General features: G+C 40.9%; 16 protein-coding genes. 15 read left to right on the forward strand and 1 reads right to left on the reverse strand.

The features are described from left to right. Positions 1–2: 2 nt before the first annotated feature. From BMX34_RS00355 to BMX34_RS00420, 14 genes are all read left to right on the forward strand, one after another. A complete protein-coding gene (locus BMX34_RS00355) occupies positions 3–1784 on the forward strand; it encodes a V-type ATP synthase subunit A (RefSeq protein ID WP_092569625.1) in 1782 nt (593 codons plus the stop codon). After that, positions 1781–3163 carry a V-type ATP synthase subunit B gene (locus BMX34_RS00360; RefSeq protein WP_092569627.1) on the forward strand — a complete coding sequence of 461 codons (1383 nt, stop codon included), beginning with the start codon at positions 1781–1783 and terminating at the stop codon, positions 3161–3163. Before BMX34_RS00355 ends, BMX34_RS00360 begins: the two co-directional genes overlap by 4 nt. A 4-nt stretch (positions 3164–3167) precedes the next feature. Beyond that, positions 3168–3794, forward strand: coding sequence for a V-type ATP synthase subunit D (locus BMX34_RS00365; RefSeq protein ID WP_092569629.1), 627 nt, complete (start codon positions 3168–3170; stop codon positions 3792–3794). Positions 3795–4018: 224 nt separating this feature from the next. Then, positions 4019–4660, forward strand: a complete 642-nt coding sequence (gmk, locus tag BMX34_RS00370; protein ID WP_092569631.1) for a guanylate kinase — start codon at positions 4019–4021, stop codon at positions 4658–4660. Position 4661: 1 nt separating this feature from the next. Beyond that, positions 4662–4859, forward strand: a complete 198-nt coding sequence (rpoZ, locus tag BMX34_RS00375) for a DNA-directed RNA polymerase subunit omega (protein ID WP_092570275.1) — start codon at positions 4662–4664, stop codon at positions 4857–4859. A 71-nt stretch (positions 4860–4930) separates the two neighbouring features. Further along, positions 4931–7363 (forward strand): primosomal protein N', encoded by a 2433-nt coding sequence (gene priA, locus BMX34_RS00380; RefSeq protein WP_092569633.1) that lies wholly within the window; start codon positions 4931–4933, stop codon positions 7361–7363. Between the two features lie 12 nt (positions 7364–7375). Next, complete coding sequence (gene fmt, locus BMX34_RS00385; RefSeq protein ID WP_092569635.1) at positions 7376–8344, forward strand: methionyl-tRNA formyltransferase; 969 nt, start codon at positions 7376–7378, stop codon at positions 8342–8344. Beyond that, entirely contained in the window at positions 8341–9696 is a 1356-nt protein-coding gene (rsmB, locus tag BMX34_RS00390; RefSeq protein WP_092569637.1) for a 16S rRNA (cytosine(967)-C(5))-methyltransferase RsmB, read from the forward strand. The genes fmt and rsmB overlap by 4 nt, the downstream gene beginning before the upstream one ends. A gap of 24 nt (positions 9697–9720) precedes the next feature. After that, on the forward strand, positions 9721–10488 hold the full coding sequence (locus BMX34_RS00395) for a Stp1/IreP family PP2C-type Ser/Thr phosphatase (protein ID WP_092569639.1): 768 nt from the start codon (positions 9721–9723) through the stop codon (positions 10486–10488). Beyond that, positions 10481–12472 carry a Stk1 family PASTA domain-containing Ser/Thr kinase gene (gene pknB, locus BMX34_RS00400; RefSeq protein WP_092569641.1) on the forward strand — a complete coding sequence of 664 codons (1992 nt, stop codon included), beginning with the start codon at positions 10481–10483 and terminating at the stop codon, positions 12470–12472. Before BMX34_RS00395 ends, pknB begins: the two co-directional genes overlap by 8 nt. Positions 12473–12682: 210 nt before the next feature. Continuing rightward, complete coding sequence (gene rsgA / locus BMX34_RS00405) at positions 12683–13621, forward strand: ribosome small subunit-dependent GTPase A (RefSeq protein ID WP_234971649.1); 939 nt, start codon at positions 12683–12685, stop codon at positions 13619–13621. A 19-nt stretch (positions 13622–13640) separates the two neighbouring features. Further along, complete coding sequence (gene rpe, locus BMX34_RS00410; RefSeq protein ID WP_092569643.1) at positions 13641–14282, forward strand: ribulose-phosphate 3-epimerase; 642 nt, start codon at positions 13641–13643, stop codon at positions 14280–14282. Positions 14283–14287: 5 nt separating this feature from the next. Next, the gene (locus BMX34_RS00415) at positions 14288–14986 is read left to right on the forward strand and encodes a thiamine diphosphokinase (RefSeq protein ID WP_092569645.1); all 699 of its coding nucleotides are present in this window, start codon (positions 14288–14290) and stop codon (positions 14984–14986) included. Further along, positions 14983–15936 carry an NAD(P)-dependent oxidoreductase gene (locus tag BMX34_RS00420; RefSeq protein ID WP_092569647.1) on the forward strand — a complete coding sequence of 318 codons (954 nt, stop codon included), beginning with the start codon at positions 14983–14985 and terminating at the stop codon, positions 15934–15936. The genes BMX34_RS00415 and BMX34_RS00420 overlap by 4 nt, the downstream gene beginning before the upstream one ends. A 139-nt stretch (positions 15937–16075) precedes the next feature. On the opposite strand, the gene rpmB is transcribed toward BMX34_RS00420, so the two are convergent. Next, complete coding sequence (gene rpmB, locus BMX34_RS00425; protein ID WP_092569649.1) at positions 16076–16264, reverse strand: 50S ribosomal protein L28; 189 nt, start codon at positions 16262–16264, stop codon at positions 16076–16078. A gap of 246 nt (positions 16265–16510) precedes the next feature. Here rpmB and BMX34_RS00430 point away from each other — a divergent pair, with 246 nt between their 5' ends. Continuing rightward, positions 16511–16867, forward strand: coding sequence for an Asp23/Gls24 family envelope stress response protein (locus BMX34_RS00430; protein WP_092569651.1), 357 nt, complete (start codon positions 16511–16513; stop codon positions 16865–16867). Positions 16868–16885 lie beyond the last annotated feature (18 nt).

Genomic DNA, 16885 nt, shown 5'->3' on the forward strand with positions numbered 1-16885 from the left:
TATTGAGTAAAGGTACAATCATAAAAGTTTCTGGACCATTGATCGAAGCTTCTGGAATGGCTGATGCTAATATTCAGGACATTTGTCGGGTCGGAGACCTCGGACTCATTGGTGAAATTATTCAAATGCACGGGGACGTAGCTTCCATTCAAGTTTATGAAGAAACATCAGGAGTAGGGCCGGGAGAATCGGTCGAATCGACACATAAACCATTGTCGGTTGAATTAGGCCCTGGCTTGATGTCGCAAATGTTCGATGGAATTCAACGACCGTTAAATACTTTCAAAGAAAAAACTCAATCAGACTACTTGGAAAGAGGGGTCGTTGTTCCGGTCCTTGACCAAGATAAGTTTTGGGAATTCACGGCCCAGAAGAAGGTTGGCGATCAAGTGTCGGCTGGAGATATTCTTGGGGTTGTCCAAGAAACTGAAGTTGTTGAACACCGGATAATGGTTCCTTATGGTATTGAAGGAACCGTAGCTTCTATTCAGTCCGGTAGTTTTACAGTCAAAGATAATGTTTATCAAATTGAACTCGCCAACGGTGAAGTGTACGAAGGCAGTCTGGTTCAAACTTGGCCAGTTCGACGAGGTCGTCCCTATGCTCGCAAATTAAAACCTTTGAAACCACTGGTAACCGGTCAACGGGTTATCGACACCTTCTTCCCCGTTGCTAAAGGTGGGGCAGCAGCGATCCCTGGACCTTTTGGGGCAGGGAAGACGGTTATTCAACACCAGGTTGCCAAATTCTCCGATGTGGATATTGTGGTCTATGTTGGGTGTGGTGAACGGGGAAATGAAATGACTGAAGTATTAAACGAGTTTCCTTCTTTAATTGACCCAAACACAGGGAAATCTTTGATGGAGCGGACCATTCTGATTGCTAATACTTCCAATATGCCGGTGGCAGCGCGGGAGGCCTCGATCTATACTGGGATTACCATTGCTGAATATTTCCGTGATATGGGCTATTCAGTAGCCATCATGGCCGATTCAACCTCTCGTTGGGCTGAAGCCTTGCGGGAAATGTCAGGACGTTTAGAAGAAATGCCAGGGGACGAAGGATATCCTGCTTATCTAGGCTCCCGTTTGGCTGAATATTATGAACGATCTGGACTCATTGAAACCCTGGGTTCACCGGGCCGGGTAGGTTCAGTCACAGCAATCTCAGCCGTATCACCTCCAGGCGGAGATACCTCTGAACCGGTAACCCAAAATACCTTACGCGTATGTAAAGTATTCTGGGGATTAGATGCTAAGTTAGCTCAAAAACGTCACTTCCCATCTGTCCACTGGCTAGATTCTTATTCATTATATAGTGACGAGATTGGTCGCTATATTGACGAACAAACCAATTCCAATTGGTCAGTTAAAGTTCGTAAAGCAATGAATATCTTACAAAAAGAAAATGAATTAGAAGAAATTGTGCGCTTGGTAGGGATTGAGTCTTTATCAGACCGTGACCGAATTACCATGAATACAGCGCGGATGTTACGTGAAGACTACTTACAACAAAATGCCTATGATACGGTGGATACCTTTACTTCGTTCAATAAACAAACTGCTTTATTAACTAATATTTTATATTTCGATGAAAAAGCTCAAGAAGCGATTCAATTAGGGGCCTACTTACAAGACGTTATGGGTGGAACCGTTGAGTTGCGTGACCGGATTGCTCGTAGCAAGTTTATTGAAGAAGAGCGCTTAAATGACATTGAAAATCTGAAAAATGAGATTGAAACAACCTTAAGAGATATTCTCCAATCTGGAGGTGACCAAGCATGACAGAAATTAAAGAATATCGTACAGTTAGTCAAATCGAAGGACCTTTGATGCAAGTTGAAGGGGTCAAAGGAGCCAAATATAATGAACTGGTTGAAGTTCAAATGCATGATGGCCAAAGAAGGCAAGGTCAAGTCTTAGAAGTCAACGGCGATTATGCGACCGTTCAATTATTTGAAGGGTCAGCCGGGGTAAACTTACGAGATACTCGTGTTCGCTTTACTGGTAGACCCCAACATCTAGCCGTATCTGAAGATATGGTGGGTCGTATCTTTAATGGGATGGGTAAAGTAATTGATGATGGTCCGGAAATTATCGCTGAGAAAGAATTAAATATTGAGGGCGAAGCAATCAATCCAGTTGCTCGCGAATACCCTGATGAATTTATTCAAACTGGAATTTCAACGATTGATCATTTGAATACCTTAGTTCGGGGTCAAAAGCTACCTATTTTCTCTGGTTCAGGACTTCCTCATAAAGAATTAGCTGCCCAAATTGCCCGGCAAGCAGCGGTGTTGAACTCTGATGATAATTTTGCCGTGGTCTTCGCCGCCATGGGAGTAACCTTTGAAGAGGCGGACTACTTTATGGAGAATCTTCGTGAGTCAGGGGCTTTAGATCGGTCTGTACTATTTATTAACTTGGCAGATGATCCTTCCATTGAACGACTAGCCACTCCAAAGATTGCTTTGACCACAGCGGAATATTTGGCTTTTGAAAAGGATATGCACGTGTTGGTAATTATGACCGATATCACGAACTATTGCGAGGCGCTGCGTGAAGTTTCTGCAGCTCGCCGAGAAGTCCCAGGCCGTCGTGGTTATCCAGGTTATCTGTATACCAATCTGGCAACCCTATATGAGCGAGCCGGGCGAATTGTCGGTAAGGAAGGTTCGGTTACCCAGTTACCTATTTTGACCATGCCAGAGGATGATATTACCCATCCGATTCCCGACTTAACCGGTTATATTACTGAGGGTCAAATTATCCTTTCCCGTGAATTGTATAACAACGGTTTCCGGCCACCGATTGATGTCTTACCTTCCCTATCGCGGTTAAAAGACGACGGAATTGGCGAAGGAAAGACACGCAAGGACCATGAGCCAACCATGAACCAAGTTTTCGCAGCTTATGCTGAAGGTAAACAAGCCAAAGAGCTTTCAGCAGTATTAGGTGAAGCAGCCTTGTCGGAAACTGATAAGAAATACTTGGAGTTTGCGACTCAATTTGAAGAACGTTATGTTGACCAAGGCTTTACCACCAATCGGTCTATCTTTGACACACTGGAATTAGCCTGGGAACTCTTAAATATTCTGCCACGAACCGAATTAAAACGGATTAAAGATCCGATGATTGACGAATTCCTTCCTGGTAAGGAGTGATAATATGGCCAGACTGAATGTCAAACCGACTCGAGGTGAGTTGGCAAAGCTCAAGCAACGATTAAAATTGGCGAGTCGCGGACATAAATTATTAAAGGATAAGCAAGATGAGTTGATGCGTCAATTTATTTTATTAATCCGCCAAAATAATGAAATCCGCAAGCAAGTCGAAGGTCAGCTACTAGATGTCATGCAAGATTTTGTGTTATCAAAAGCCACGCAAAACCAGTTAGCGATTGATGAATTGTTTGCAATACCGGCTAAAAGCACCCAACTTATTATTGAACAAGAAAATATCATGAGTGTGAAGGTTCCTAAGATGTTCACGGATATTCATGAAGAAGATCGGTCAGGAGAGATTGACTATTCTTTCCTAACCTCAAATGCCGGAATGGATGGGGCGATGGCGGCGATTGAAGAAAGTTTGGATGCTTTGCTGAAATTAGCCGAAACAGAAAAAACCTGTCAATTGATGGCGGATGAAATTGAGAAAACTAGACGACGAGTCAATGCTTTAGAATATCGGACCATTCCCGAATTGGAAGAAACAATTTATTTTATTGAAATGAAACTAGAAGAAGCTGAAAGATCAGCCTTAATTCGCATGATGAAAGTCAAAGATATGCGATAAATTATCGTTGAGTAAGTAAGAAATTCAATTTGATAAAGGCATTGGGCAATTTAGAGTGTACTTTCCTTTGATAAAGGTAAGTCCCTTGAATACCCAATGCTTTTTGCTTATTCACTTAAATTCTGATTAAGATTTGAAAAAAGCTGGTTCTTAGGTTTTATCTCAAGATAAAATATGATAGAATGAGTCACTAAGAAGTATTCGCAAAACAAAGGGAGGTCAATATGTCAGATACTCGAGGATTGTTAATCGTTTTATCAGGCCCCTCAGGAGTTGGCAAAGGCACTGTACGTGCTGCAATCTTTGAGGATAATCCCTACGGCTATGTATATTCAGTATCGGCTACTACCAGGCAACAACGACCCGGTGAAATCGATGGTAAAGACTATCATTTTATGAGTAGAGAAGCCTTTGAAGCCTTAATTGAGCAAGAAGCCCTCTTAGAGTATGCTCAGTACGTTGGTAATTATTATGGAACGCCGATGGCAAAAATCGAAGAAGATTTAGCAGCAGGGCACGATGTTTTCTTAGAAATTGAAGTGCAAGGTGCCTTAAAAGTCCGTGAACGGGTAAATCGCGAGGATGCCGTCTTTATTTTCTTAGCACCGCCGAATCTTACTGAACTCGAAGGGCGCTTGGTTGAACGCGGTACAGATGCTCAATCAGTCATCTATGAAAGAATGCAACGCGCGTGTGAAGAAATTGATATGATGCAATATTATGATTATGTTGTTGTTAATGACCAAGTCCCTAAAGCTGTAGCCAAAATTAATGCGATTATTCAGAGTGAACATTTGAAAGTCGAACGTGTTGTCGATCGAATCCATGCTGAAATCCATCAATATTTACAAGGAGGAAATGATTAATATGATGCTATATCCCTCAATTGACCGACTTATCGAGCAAGAGAATTCGGTATATAGTCTCATTATGTTAGCTAGCAAGCGAGCTCGTGAGATGTATGTTGATAAGAATCCACAATTAGAATCCTACCAATCTGTTAAACCGATTGGACAGGCCTTGGAAGAAGTTCAAGCTGGTTTATTATACGTAAAGAGAGACTGAAAATTGTAGACTACTATGTCGGATAATTTATCTGCATGGTAGTTTTCATTTTATTATTGGAGAGTGAGACAATGTTCGCCCAGTTATGTATTGATATTCCAGCTTCGAAAGTTGACCATTTATATACTTATAAAGTTCCAGAAAAATTTTTGGGTGTCATCGAAATTGGCATGCGGGTCCAAGTTCCTTTTGGACCGCGTCAATTAATGGGAATTGTTGTTGAATTAGTCGATCAGATTGAGTTAGACTATGCACTAAAATCAATTAGCAGACTGCTTGATTATCGAGCTTATCTTAACCAAGAACTCATAGATTTAAGTGCTGTCTTAGCTGAAGATTTGCAAACATTTCGAATTGCTGTCCTTAAAGCGATGTTACCTGCCATGTTTAAGGTCAAGTATCAGACTGCTTTTGATATACAAAATAAAGAAGCTATTTATGAATATATGAATACTCAGCAAATCACTACAGACAAAGATTTAACGGCGTTGATGACGCAAGATGATATGGAATCGATTTTTACGAGTCAACAAATTGCTTATTTTCTTAAACAATCTTGGATCGGTCAGAAATATCAAGTGATCGATCAACAAAAAAACTTAAAGCAAACGATTCTTGTACCTAGATTACAAGTTGACCAATATCAGCAGCTTCTCGATCAACTCCCACAAAGCTATCATAAGCAACGTAGAATTCTGGATTACTTGATCAAACGAACGGATAAGGGGCCTATGATTCAGAGCGAGGTCTATGATCAAATTGAGGTCAATCGACAGGATATTCGCAATGCCATTGATAAAGGGTGGCTACTTGAAAGGCAAGAAGAAATCTTTCGCAATCCTTTAGAACAATTGAAGCTCAATCGCAGCTATCCGTTGCCTTTGAAAAAGCAACAACAACAGGCATTTGATCAAATTGTTCCCTTAATAAAAGGAAAAAAAGCAGAAACGATCTTACTCCAAGGGGTAACCGGTTCGGGCAAGACTGAAGTTTATCTACAACTCTTGGATCATGTGATTCAGATGAAAGAGTCAGCCATCTTATTAGTACCAGAAATCGCTTTGACACCACAGATGATTCGCCAAGTTCAAAGTCGATTTCAAGAAGGAGTTGCCGTGCTTCATTCAGGGCTATCCGCCGCCGAAAAGTATGATGAATGGCGGCGGATTGTTGATGGTGAAGTTAACATTGTCGTTGGCGCACGATCATCAATATTTGCACCTTTGAAGCGGCTCGGTTTAATGATTATTGACGAGGAACATGAAACTACTTATAAACAAGGGGATAATCCCCGTTATCATGCTCGAGACATCGCTTTATGGCGGAGTCAATACCATTCTTGTCCCGTGATTCTGGGGTCAGCAACGCCTTCACTTGAATCGAGAGCTCGGGCTCAAAAAGGCAACTATCGCTTGGTTGAGATTACTGAACGAGTCAATCAACGGCCCTTACCTCCGGTTCAGGTTGTTGATATGACCCAGTTAGCCTTGACCGCCCATGCATTAGAAATTTCTCCCTTACTCGAAGAGAAGATTCAAGACCGGCTAAATAAACATCAACAAGTGATCTTATTATTAAATCGACGTGGCTACGCTTCTTATCTCTTGTGTCGCCATTGTGGGTATGTTCTCCAATGTCCAAATTGTGATATTTCATTAACTTACCACAAGGCTGATCAACAGATGAAATGTCATTATTGTGATTATCAAATGAATGTTCCTGATGCTTGTCCTCAATGCCACAGTAATCAATGGACGAGTCAAGGGATGGGAACGCAAAAGATTGTCGAAGTGCTCCAAGAAATCTATCCGCAAGCGAGAATTATCCGTATGGATAATGATACAACCCGTCGAAAAGGAGCCCACGACCGACTTCTTCAACAATTTCGTCAAAGACAAGCCGATATCCTAGTGGGTACGCAGATGATTGCCAAGGGTTTGGATTTCGCCAATGTCAGTTTGGTTGGGGTGATTAATGCAGACGCTTCGCTGAATATTCCTGATTTTCGTGCCAGTGAGCGAACTTTTCAATTATTAACTCAAGTCAGTGGTCGTTCTGGAAGGGGGGAGATCCCCGGCGAAGTCATCATCCAAACTTATAATCCAGACCATTATGTGATTCAGATGGCTCAACAACAGGATTATAATCATTTCTTCCAATTTGAGATGAAATATCGCCATTTAGGTAATTATCCACCATATTACTACTTAACCCTGGTAAAAGTGACTAGTAGTCATCAAGGTCAAGCTTTGTCAGCAATCCATCAAATAAAGCAAAACTTGGCTAAGGCCTTTAAACAGTCTCAGCTTCCCGTCATTATTTTGGGACCGAGCCAGGGCCCAATTGCTCGGCTAAATAATCAATATCATTATCAAATCATCTTAAAATATAAGGCACAAAAAGATTTCAAAAAGTTGCTCAATCAAACCTTGCCTTTATTGGAAGAAAATTTGCCTAAAGAAACCTATTTATCGATCGACCATGAACCCCAATATTTTATTTAAGGAGTGTCTACCATGCGAATTATTTTTATGGGTACCCCTGATTTTGCAGCCGAAATCTTTGATGGCCTATTGACCACGGATCATGAAATTTTAGCTGTAGTTACTCAACCGGATCGACCTAAAGGTCGGAAAAGGATATTAACCCCTTCACCCGTCAAAGTCCTCGCTCAAAAGTATCATTTACCTGTCTTTCAACCAGAAAACATAAAAGGATCTAGTGAAGCTGAGGAACTGACCGCGATGGCGGCTGATTTAATTATTACTGCTGCCTATGGGCAATTTGTGCCAAATTCATTACTAGCTTCAGTTAAGTATTATGCTATTAATGTGCATGCCTCTTTATTGCCTAAATATCGCGGAGGAGCTCCAATTCATTACGCGATTTGGCAAGGAGAAGAGGAGACCGGAATATCCATTATTGAAATGGTCTCACAAATGGATGCGGGAGATATCTTCTATCAACAGGCGATTCCAATTTTGCCAAGTGATGATGTTGGACAACAATTCGCTAAATTGGCGAAATTAGGTCGACAGGCTTTAATAGACTTTTTGCCGAAGTTAGCTTCAGGTGATTTTGAACGACAGCCACAAAATCCAGAACAAGTCAGCTTTGCGCCGATTATTGGCAAAGAAGCTGAACAAATCAACTGGTTCCAGAGTAGCCAGGAGATTGACCAACATATCCGTGCTTTTAGACCTTTTCCTTCTACCTATACTCTTTTAAAGGGTCAGCGGATTAAGATTTGGGCGGGACGGCCGGTAAATTATGCAAACAAATATCAAGCAAGCCCAGGTCAAATAGTAGCCAGTACGGACGATCAATTAATTGTTGCTTGCGGACAGTATACCTTTTTTGCCATTGAAGAATGGCAAGAAAATGGCCGTAAGCGGGTACAGATTAAAGATTACCTTAACGGCAATCCTGCCGATGACTTGATTGGACAGACTTTTAGTTCACCCAAGGAAGGGGCGAGCTCGTGAAGATAAAAAAATCAAGTCAAAAACTGTTTAAGAATAATCCGCGCTTTCAAGCTGTTCTGCTACTTGAGAAAATTTTAATTCAGGGTGGCTATTCCAATGTTCTGTTAAATAAGCAACTGGGTCAAAATTATCTTACAGGGCCCGATAAAACCTTACTGGTTCAATTAGTATATGGTGTGATACAACATTGGCGGACGCTAGAATACTATCTTTCTCCTTATTTGAAAGATAGAAAGCTTGATGACTGGGTTCGTTTACTGTTAGATGTATCCGTCTTTCAATTAGAATATCTTAATCGGATTCCCACCCATGCTGTAGTTAATGAAGCGGTCAAGATTGCTAAGATTCAAGGACATCAGGGATTAGCTAATTTTGTCAACGGTGTCTTAAGAAATTATTTGAGAAAAGGCAAGGCAAGGCTAGAAGTTTTAGATCCAGCGCAAAGATTATCGATCCAATATAGTATGGATCCTTCGATTATCGAAGTTTTGGCCGATTTACTGAATCTGACTGAGTTAGAGAATTTCTTAGCATCATTGTTGGGCCAACCGGCCTTATCCCTACGTATTAATCCCAAGAAGGCGACTCGTCAGCAAATCATGGATGATTTAGCTGAAGAAGGCATTCAAACCCAAGTAAGTTCCTTATCGCCTTATGGAATTAAGGTCTTGAGCGGGGATATTTTCCGTAGTCATGCCTTTGACCAGGGGTTAGTCACTGTACAAGATGAATCTTCCATGCTGGTTGCTCCACTAGGTCAATTGACCGGTCAAGAAATTGTCTTAGATCCGTGTAGCGCTCCTGGTGGCAAAGCGACCCATATTGCGAGTTTGCTAGATACGGGTCATCTGACTGCCTTGGATATTTCTGCTCACAAATTAGACTTGGTCGAACAACATGCTGTCCGTCTTGGCTTGAAGTCGTTAATCGATTGTCAAGTAGCTGATGGACGAAAATTTTATCCACCTGAGGGTTTGATGTATGATAGAATGTATCTAGATGCACCCTGTTCTGGCTTGGGCTTGATGCGCAGAAAACCTGAAATAAAATATCATCAAATTGACGATATTGTCTCAGAATTAAGTCGAATTCAAGCCGAATTAATCGATCATTTAGCACAATTTTTAAAACCGGGTGGAATCTTTATATATAGCACATGCACGTTAACCCGAGCTGAGAATGAACGAATCATTGAAGAATTTCTAGCCAAGCATGATGAATTTGAAATCATGCCGATTGATCCAGATGAAGTTCCTTTAGATAATTTGATTACAGCTGAAGGCTTTGTCCGTATCTGGCCTCATATCAGTGCGACAGATGGCTTCTTTATAGCTCGGTTAACAAAAAATTGATTAAGGAACCATAGAGGTGAAGGAATGAAGATTTCCATAAAATCTAATATTGGGAAGCGACGAGTTTCCAACCAAGATTATGCAGATTATTTTGTCAATGACTATCAACAGGTTTTGTTGGTCCTTTGTGATGGCGTTGGTGGCAACCAAGCAGGAGATGTGGCTAGTCGGATGACCACTGAATTTATCGGAGAGCAGTTTACATCTGGTCAAAACTTGTCTTTGGAAGAAGTGGAAAACTGGTTAGGTAAAGTCATTACTCAGGCTAATCTCCATATTTATCAAGCATCGATGGAATCCGCTAAGTTAGAAGGGATGAGTACCACCTTAGTCTTAGTCTTGATCATTGAAGATCAGCTTTTTATTGCCCATGTAGGTGATTCTAGAGCATATATTTATCGACGAGATGAACTTAAACAAATGACTGAAGACCATTCTTTAGTCAATGAATTAATTCGCTCAGGTGAGATTACTGCTGAAGAAGGGCAATATCACCCGATCCGTAATGTAGTGACTCAATCGATTGGGGGTACAGATACCGTTGCTTATGAAATTAGTCAATTAGCCATTGTCCAAGTTGAGACACTGCTAATCTGTTCAGATGGATTGACCAATATGGTTAGTTTTGAGCAATTAAAGGATAATTTTGACCGTCCACAAGCATCTTTGGATCAACTGGCCCAAGATTTGATTGATCAAGCCAACCAAGCGGGTGGTTTAGATAATATTACAGTGATTTTAGTGCGCGAATTGGAGCAAAAGCGCCTCGAGGAGGTGCCAAATCATGATTGAAATTGGCGATAAATTGTCAGGACGTTATACCATTACCCAGTCTATCGGGCAGGGTGGAATGGCTAATGTCTATTTAGCTCGCGATTTAATTCTAGATCGCGATGTGGCTGTTAAAGTCTTGCGTTATGACTTTCAAGATAATTGCGAGGCGATTCAACGCTTCCAACGTGAGGCGATGGCAGCCAGTCAATTACTTCATCACAATATTGTTGAAGTCTATGATGTTGATCAAGAAGATGGTCAACAATACATTGTGATGGAATATGTCAAAGGAACCGATTTAAAGAAATTTATAAAGAATAATGCCCCTATCTCGCTAGAATTAGTGGTTTCAATTATGAGTCAGATTCTTTCAGCCATTGAGTTGGCTCATAAACATGGAATCATTCACCGAGATATTAAACCACAGAATATTCTGATTACTGAGGACAACCAGGTAAAAATTACCGATTTTGGGATTGCTATTGCCTTGACCGATACATCCATTACTCAAACCAATACCCTTTTGGGCTCTGTCCATTATTTATCACCCGAGCAAGCACGGGGCGGTAATGCTACTATGAAATCGGATATTTATGCCCTTGGTGTTGTCTTATATGAGCTTATTACAGGTTCCGTGCCCTTTGACGGTGAATCCGCTGTCTCAATTGCTTTGAAACACTTTCAAGAGGAATTTCCGCGGATTAAAAGTCGCTTGGATTATGTACCCCAAAGTCTGGAAAATGTAGTTTTAAAAGCTACAGCTAAAGAAGCCCCGAACCGTTATGAATCAGTTAGTGGTATGTTGGCAGATTTAAGCACCAGCTTGTCGACCAGTCGCATGTTTGAAGAACCTTTTCAAGCCCGTGAACTGTTAGAACAAACTCGAGTAGTAGCGCCCCTCAAACCAAGTGAAGCTGAGAAGGTGTTGGCGGAAGTAAGTGCGGAAGTCGAACCTCTCGACGAAAGTAGCTATCAAACTTTTGATACTGTACCACCTATTTCCAAACCCCATCGTAAACGTCATTTCTTACGTGCTGTATTGGTCGCGATCATTCTCATCGCTTTAGCGGTCGGCGCTTACTTTATCTATGATCAAACTGTTCGTTATGTCTCTGTGCCAGATGTTTCTGGATTGTCATTGAGCGAAGCGAACAAAGCCTTAGCTGAAAAAAATCTTAAAGCAGGGCAAGAAAAAAAGACTTGGGATGATAGTTTGCCGGTGGGTACCGTGATTAAAAGTCAACCTGAATCAGGCGAACGTGTCGAGAAAAATCAAACCGTTGACTTAATTGTTAGCAGTGGTAAGCAACAGGTAGAACTTGGCAATTATGTTGGACAACAATATGAACCGATTCGACGTATGTTAACGGAATCGGATTTCATTGTTGACCGCCGAGATTGGGCGACTAGTAATCCGGATGAAGCGGGTATGATTCTTGAACAAAGTATTGCACCAGGGACTCATGTCATTCCAAGTGAGAACCCGATAACAATGTTTGTGGGCAATTATTCAGAATCCACCACCATGCAAGACTTTGAAAATCCTAGCCTATCTTTAGATATGGTTTATCGATTCGCTGAAGGTTATGGTTTAAATGTTGAAGAAGTTTATGAATATAATGACTATTTACCGAAAGACCAAGTCATCAGTCAATCACCTGCTAGTGGGACTCCTTTAGCGCCGGGAGATACGATTCAGGTAGTGGTGTCCCAAGGACCTGAGCAAGAAGAAGTCGTCACAACAAGTCTAGAAGTGTTTCTTGAGTATATACCAACTTATGCCGAGAATGATAAAAATAAAGAAAAACCGCTAGCAAACAAAATTCAAGTCTATATTGGCGATAATAATAACGATATTACAACGGTCGCTCGTGAGTTTGAAATCACTGAATCACAAACCATTAAGATTACTCTCTATATTCCATCCAATGGAACAGGACAGTATCGCGTTTTAAGAGATGGTGAAGTCGTAGAAGAGAGTAATGAGGTTTACCCTCAATAAGTCGTTGATGTCTTGAGGTAAATAAATAGATGTCAGCCACTTAAAATATTTCTAGATATTTAAGTTAAATAGTGTGAACAATTTTGTGTTCTAGGAGATTAGCCCTTGGTTCAGTAATGATGCTGGACCAAGGGCTTAATAGTTTTTCTGATAATCTATCTAAGAATTATGTTATAATTATCTGTGAAAACGGACCGAGGAGGGAGTTTAATGCCGAATCAAGCCATAGAACAAGTGAATATTCAAGAACATATGGGCGTCATTTATCAATCTTTAAGTGGTTTTTATTATGTGTGGGCTGATGGTCGCGAATTTGTGACTAAGGCTAAGGGAGTTTTTCGTCATCAGAATGTAAAACCCATTGTCGGTGATCGTGTTGTCATTGAAGAAAACCTTGACGATCCTGAGTCAGAAAGTCGCTTAATCCATATCCTACCACGAACAAATAGTCTCGTCCGTCCACCGGTGGCTAATGTTGACTATGTGATTTTAGTGATGGCTCTAGTTGAGCCAGATTTTAGTTTTACTCTGTTAGATCAATATTTGGTAAATCTTGAATGGCAAGAAATTAAGGTAAATATCCTCTTAACAAAATATGATTTACTTGTCGATAAATTAGGTCAAGAACAAGCTCAAGCATATGTTAATCAAATTAAGACCATTTATGAAGCGTTAGGCTACAAAGTCTGGATTAAGAGCAAAGAGCAAAGCTTCGTTGAACAATTTAAAGAAAGTCTGCAAAAAGGGATTTATGTGGTAATGGGTCAGTCTGGGGCTGGTAAGTCAACCTTTCTAAACCAGCTCCTGCCTGACGTGAACATCTCGACAGCTGAAATCAGTTCTGCGCTGAATCGGGGACGACATACAACCCGTAAGGTGACCCTTTATCCGGTTGAACAGGCCTTTTTAGCCGATACGCCAGGTTTTTCGGCGATGGACTTACCTTTAATGGGAGCGGCTGACTTGCGATTAACCTTCCCTGAGATAAGATCGTTTGGTCAAGAGTGTCGCTTTAGATCATGTGTCCATGATCAGGAACCAGGCTGTCGGGTTAAAGAGGCGGTTGCCGCTGAAGAAATTGCCGCCAGTCGTTATCAATCCTACTTGATTTTACTGAAACGCATCCGTGATAATCAAGTCAATTATTGAATACTAGAAAGGTGATTCAATGAAAATAGCTCCCTCTATTTTAAGTGCAGATTTTGCTCATTTAGTTCAAGATGTTTCGGCCATGGTCGAAACTGGTGCTGACTATCTCCATATTGACATTATGGATGGTCAATTTGTGCCGAATATTTCTTTTGGACCGATGATTATTTCAACCTTGAGGCCTTATTTTGATTTGACCTTCGATATTCATCTAATGATCGCCCATCCTGAACAATATATTGAAGCGGTGGCTCAAGCAGGTGCCGATATCATTTCGGTTCATGTCGAAGCCAGTCGACACATCCATCGTTTAATTCAAAAGATTAAAGATTTAGGCGTTCAGGCTGGGATTGTGATCAATCCTGGAACACCGGTAAATCAAATTGAGCCAGTCTTGGCTATGGTTGACTTAGTTCTTGTGATGTCAGTAAATCCTGGTTTTGGGGGTCAGCAGTTTATTAAAGCCAGTCTCGATAAAATTGCCACATTGAAAGAATTACGTCAACAACATGATTATCACTACGAGATAGAAGTGGATGGTGGAATCAATCGTGAAACAATCCAAGCGGTTCGTCAGGCTGGTGCAGATGTGGCTGTGGCTGGTTCCTACTTATTTAAAGCTGCCTCCTATGCGCAAGCCATGGCAAGTTTGAAGGAGTGATATTGATGAATAACACTTATCCTTTGATCATAGTTTGTGCTGGGGCCCATCAACCTTCCTTGTACCGCTTGCCGGAAATATTAGCTGAATATTCGGAACATTTTTTTATTGGGGTAGACCGCGGTGCCTTAGAACTGGTTCGAGCTAACTTTCCAATAGATTTGGGGATCGGTGATTTTGATTCTCTGGCTCACCGAGAGAAATTGGAACTCCAAGAGAAGAGCAAAGCTTGGCTAGAGTACCCTTCGGCGAAAGATGATACAGATACTGAGATTGCTTTTGAATGGATTAGCCAACATTATCCCCAGTCTGATATTTGTGTTTTTGGGGCGATTGGCATGGAATCCAGACGTTTAGATCATTTAATTGCTAATTTGTATCTGCCTTATCAACCGCGCTTCCAAGATCTCTTTGATCATACCTACTTTGTTGAGGAAAATTTAAGAATGGCTTGGTATTTTCCTGGCGACCATATTTTGCAAGCAGGCCCTGTTCTGCCTGACTACCTATCCGTGATTAGCTTAACTCCGGTCAAATCCTTAAAGATTGAGGGGGCAAAATATAATTTAGCCAGTCAAGATTTCGACTTTCCCCGAGCACTAGTCAGTAATGAGTTTATTGCTTTGAATCAGCCGATTCATTTATCTTTTAAAGAAGGCTTGATTCTGGTAATCTGGATGAACGAAGAGGAGCGATTTGTATGAAAGCAATAATAGCGATTATTCCAAATTTGCAGGCAAATTTACTAGAAAAAATTAAAAATATCTGTCCTAATTACGAGGTTGAATGGTTTGATCAGATTAATCCGGCTGATTATTCTCTTATCGAGATTATTTTTGGTTGGAATAATCAAGTCAAAGAAAATTTGGACCAGATGAATCAATTGGAATGGGTTCAAGTAGAGTCCGCCGGGGTGGATTATCTTCCCAAAGAAATTATTGAGAATCCAGATTTGATGGTATCGACAACGACCGGCATTCATGCCTCAGCAATTACTGAATCCGTCTTTGCTTATATTTTGGGTAAGGGGAGAGGCCTTTATCAATCACTAAAGGCACAGGAAGATCGGACTTGGTCACCCGTATCCGCTCAACAACTCCATACCTTACCGGGCAAATGTATGTTGATTTTCGGCACCGGGAATATTGGTCAAGAAATTGCCCGAATGGCTTCAGCTTTTGGCATGCGTGTGCGCGGTGTTAACACTAATGGGCGCGATATTGAGAACTTCTCCAAGTGCTATACCTTAGCCAACGCCCGGCGAATGCTGAATACCGCCCATATAGTAGTGAATGCTATGCCTTTAACCAATGAGACAAGGGCCTATTTTAACCGGAAGTTCTTTGCGGATATGAACGATCAAGCCTTATTTATTAATATTGGTAGGGGCGGATCGGTAGTGGAAGACGATCTCTATCAAGCCATCCAAGAGAAAGAAATTGCCGGTGCTTACCTCGATGTTTTCGAGGAAGAACCTTTGTCTGATCGGTCTCCCTTGTGGGCTAGTGAGGGCATTACGATTACCCCTCACATCACTGGCCAGATGCATGATTACCAAGATAAGGTTTTTCCTATTTTTTACGAAAATCTTCAATCTTATTGTCAGACCGGTCAACTCGCTCGCAATCAGCTTGACAAGAGCAAGGGTTATTAATCTAACCAATTAAGACTTAAATGGTCTTTTTTAAACGAATAGGTCGGTCCATCATTCATTTTGGCAAAAAAATAAACCCCGGTACTTCTTTGTTGAAATACCAGGGTTTATTATGGATGATTGCAATTATAGCTTAAAATTAAGCACGTTCTACTAAACCTGATTTAATCGCACGGGCAGAAACCCAAACACGTTTTGGTTTACCGTCAACCATAATTTTAACTTTTTGTAAGTTAGCACCGAAACGGCGTTTAGATTTATTCATAGCGTGTGAACGGTTGTTTCCAGATTTAGCTTTACGTCCTGTATAATAACATACTTTTGCCATACAAGTTCCTCCTTCTCACATAGACCAGCGTCTAATTTTTTCATACTTGAGTAATTTACCATAAGTTAAGTCTAGAATCAAGAATTTATTATAAATTGTCCGGAAAATCTATGAACTCCATGGCTTTGGTCTACTGCTTAAACTATCCTTGTCGCACAGAATATGATATGATAAGTTTGCTATTTTAAGAATGAAAAGGTATGATTTACTATATCTTTTAGACCTAGCTTAGAGGAGGAATAAATAATGGCAATTAATATGACAACGCCAACCGGCCAAATTACCCTAACCAACGAAGCTATCGCAACCGTGGTGGGGGCAGCAGTCATTGATAACTATGGTGTTGTAGGAATGGTAAGTAAAAATTTCTTCCGCGATAATATTATTGAAATTCTTAAAAAAGAAAATTATACCAAGGGAGTCGTCCTAGCTCAAAAAGGAGCGGCGGTCTCGGTCGATGTGTATATCTTAGTAACCTATGGAACGAAAATCTCAGTAATTTGTCGAAATATTCAAGAATCTGTTAAATATCACGTTGAAACAACTCTTGGATTTGAATTAGACTATGTTAACGTCCATGTTCAAGGCGTTAAATTAGATTAAGTAGATACAAAGTCAGGA

This window comes from Ignavigranum ruoffiae, from assembly GCF_900110675.1.
GTDB lineage: Bacteria > Bacillota > Bacilli > Lactobacillales > Aerococcaceae > Ignavigranum > Ignavigranum ruoffiae.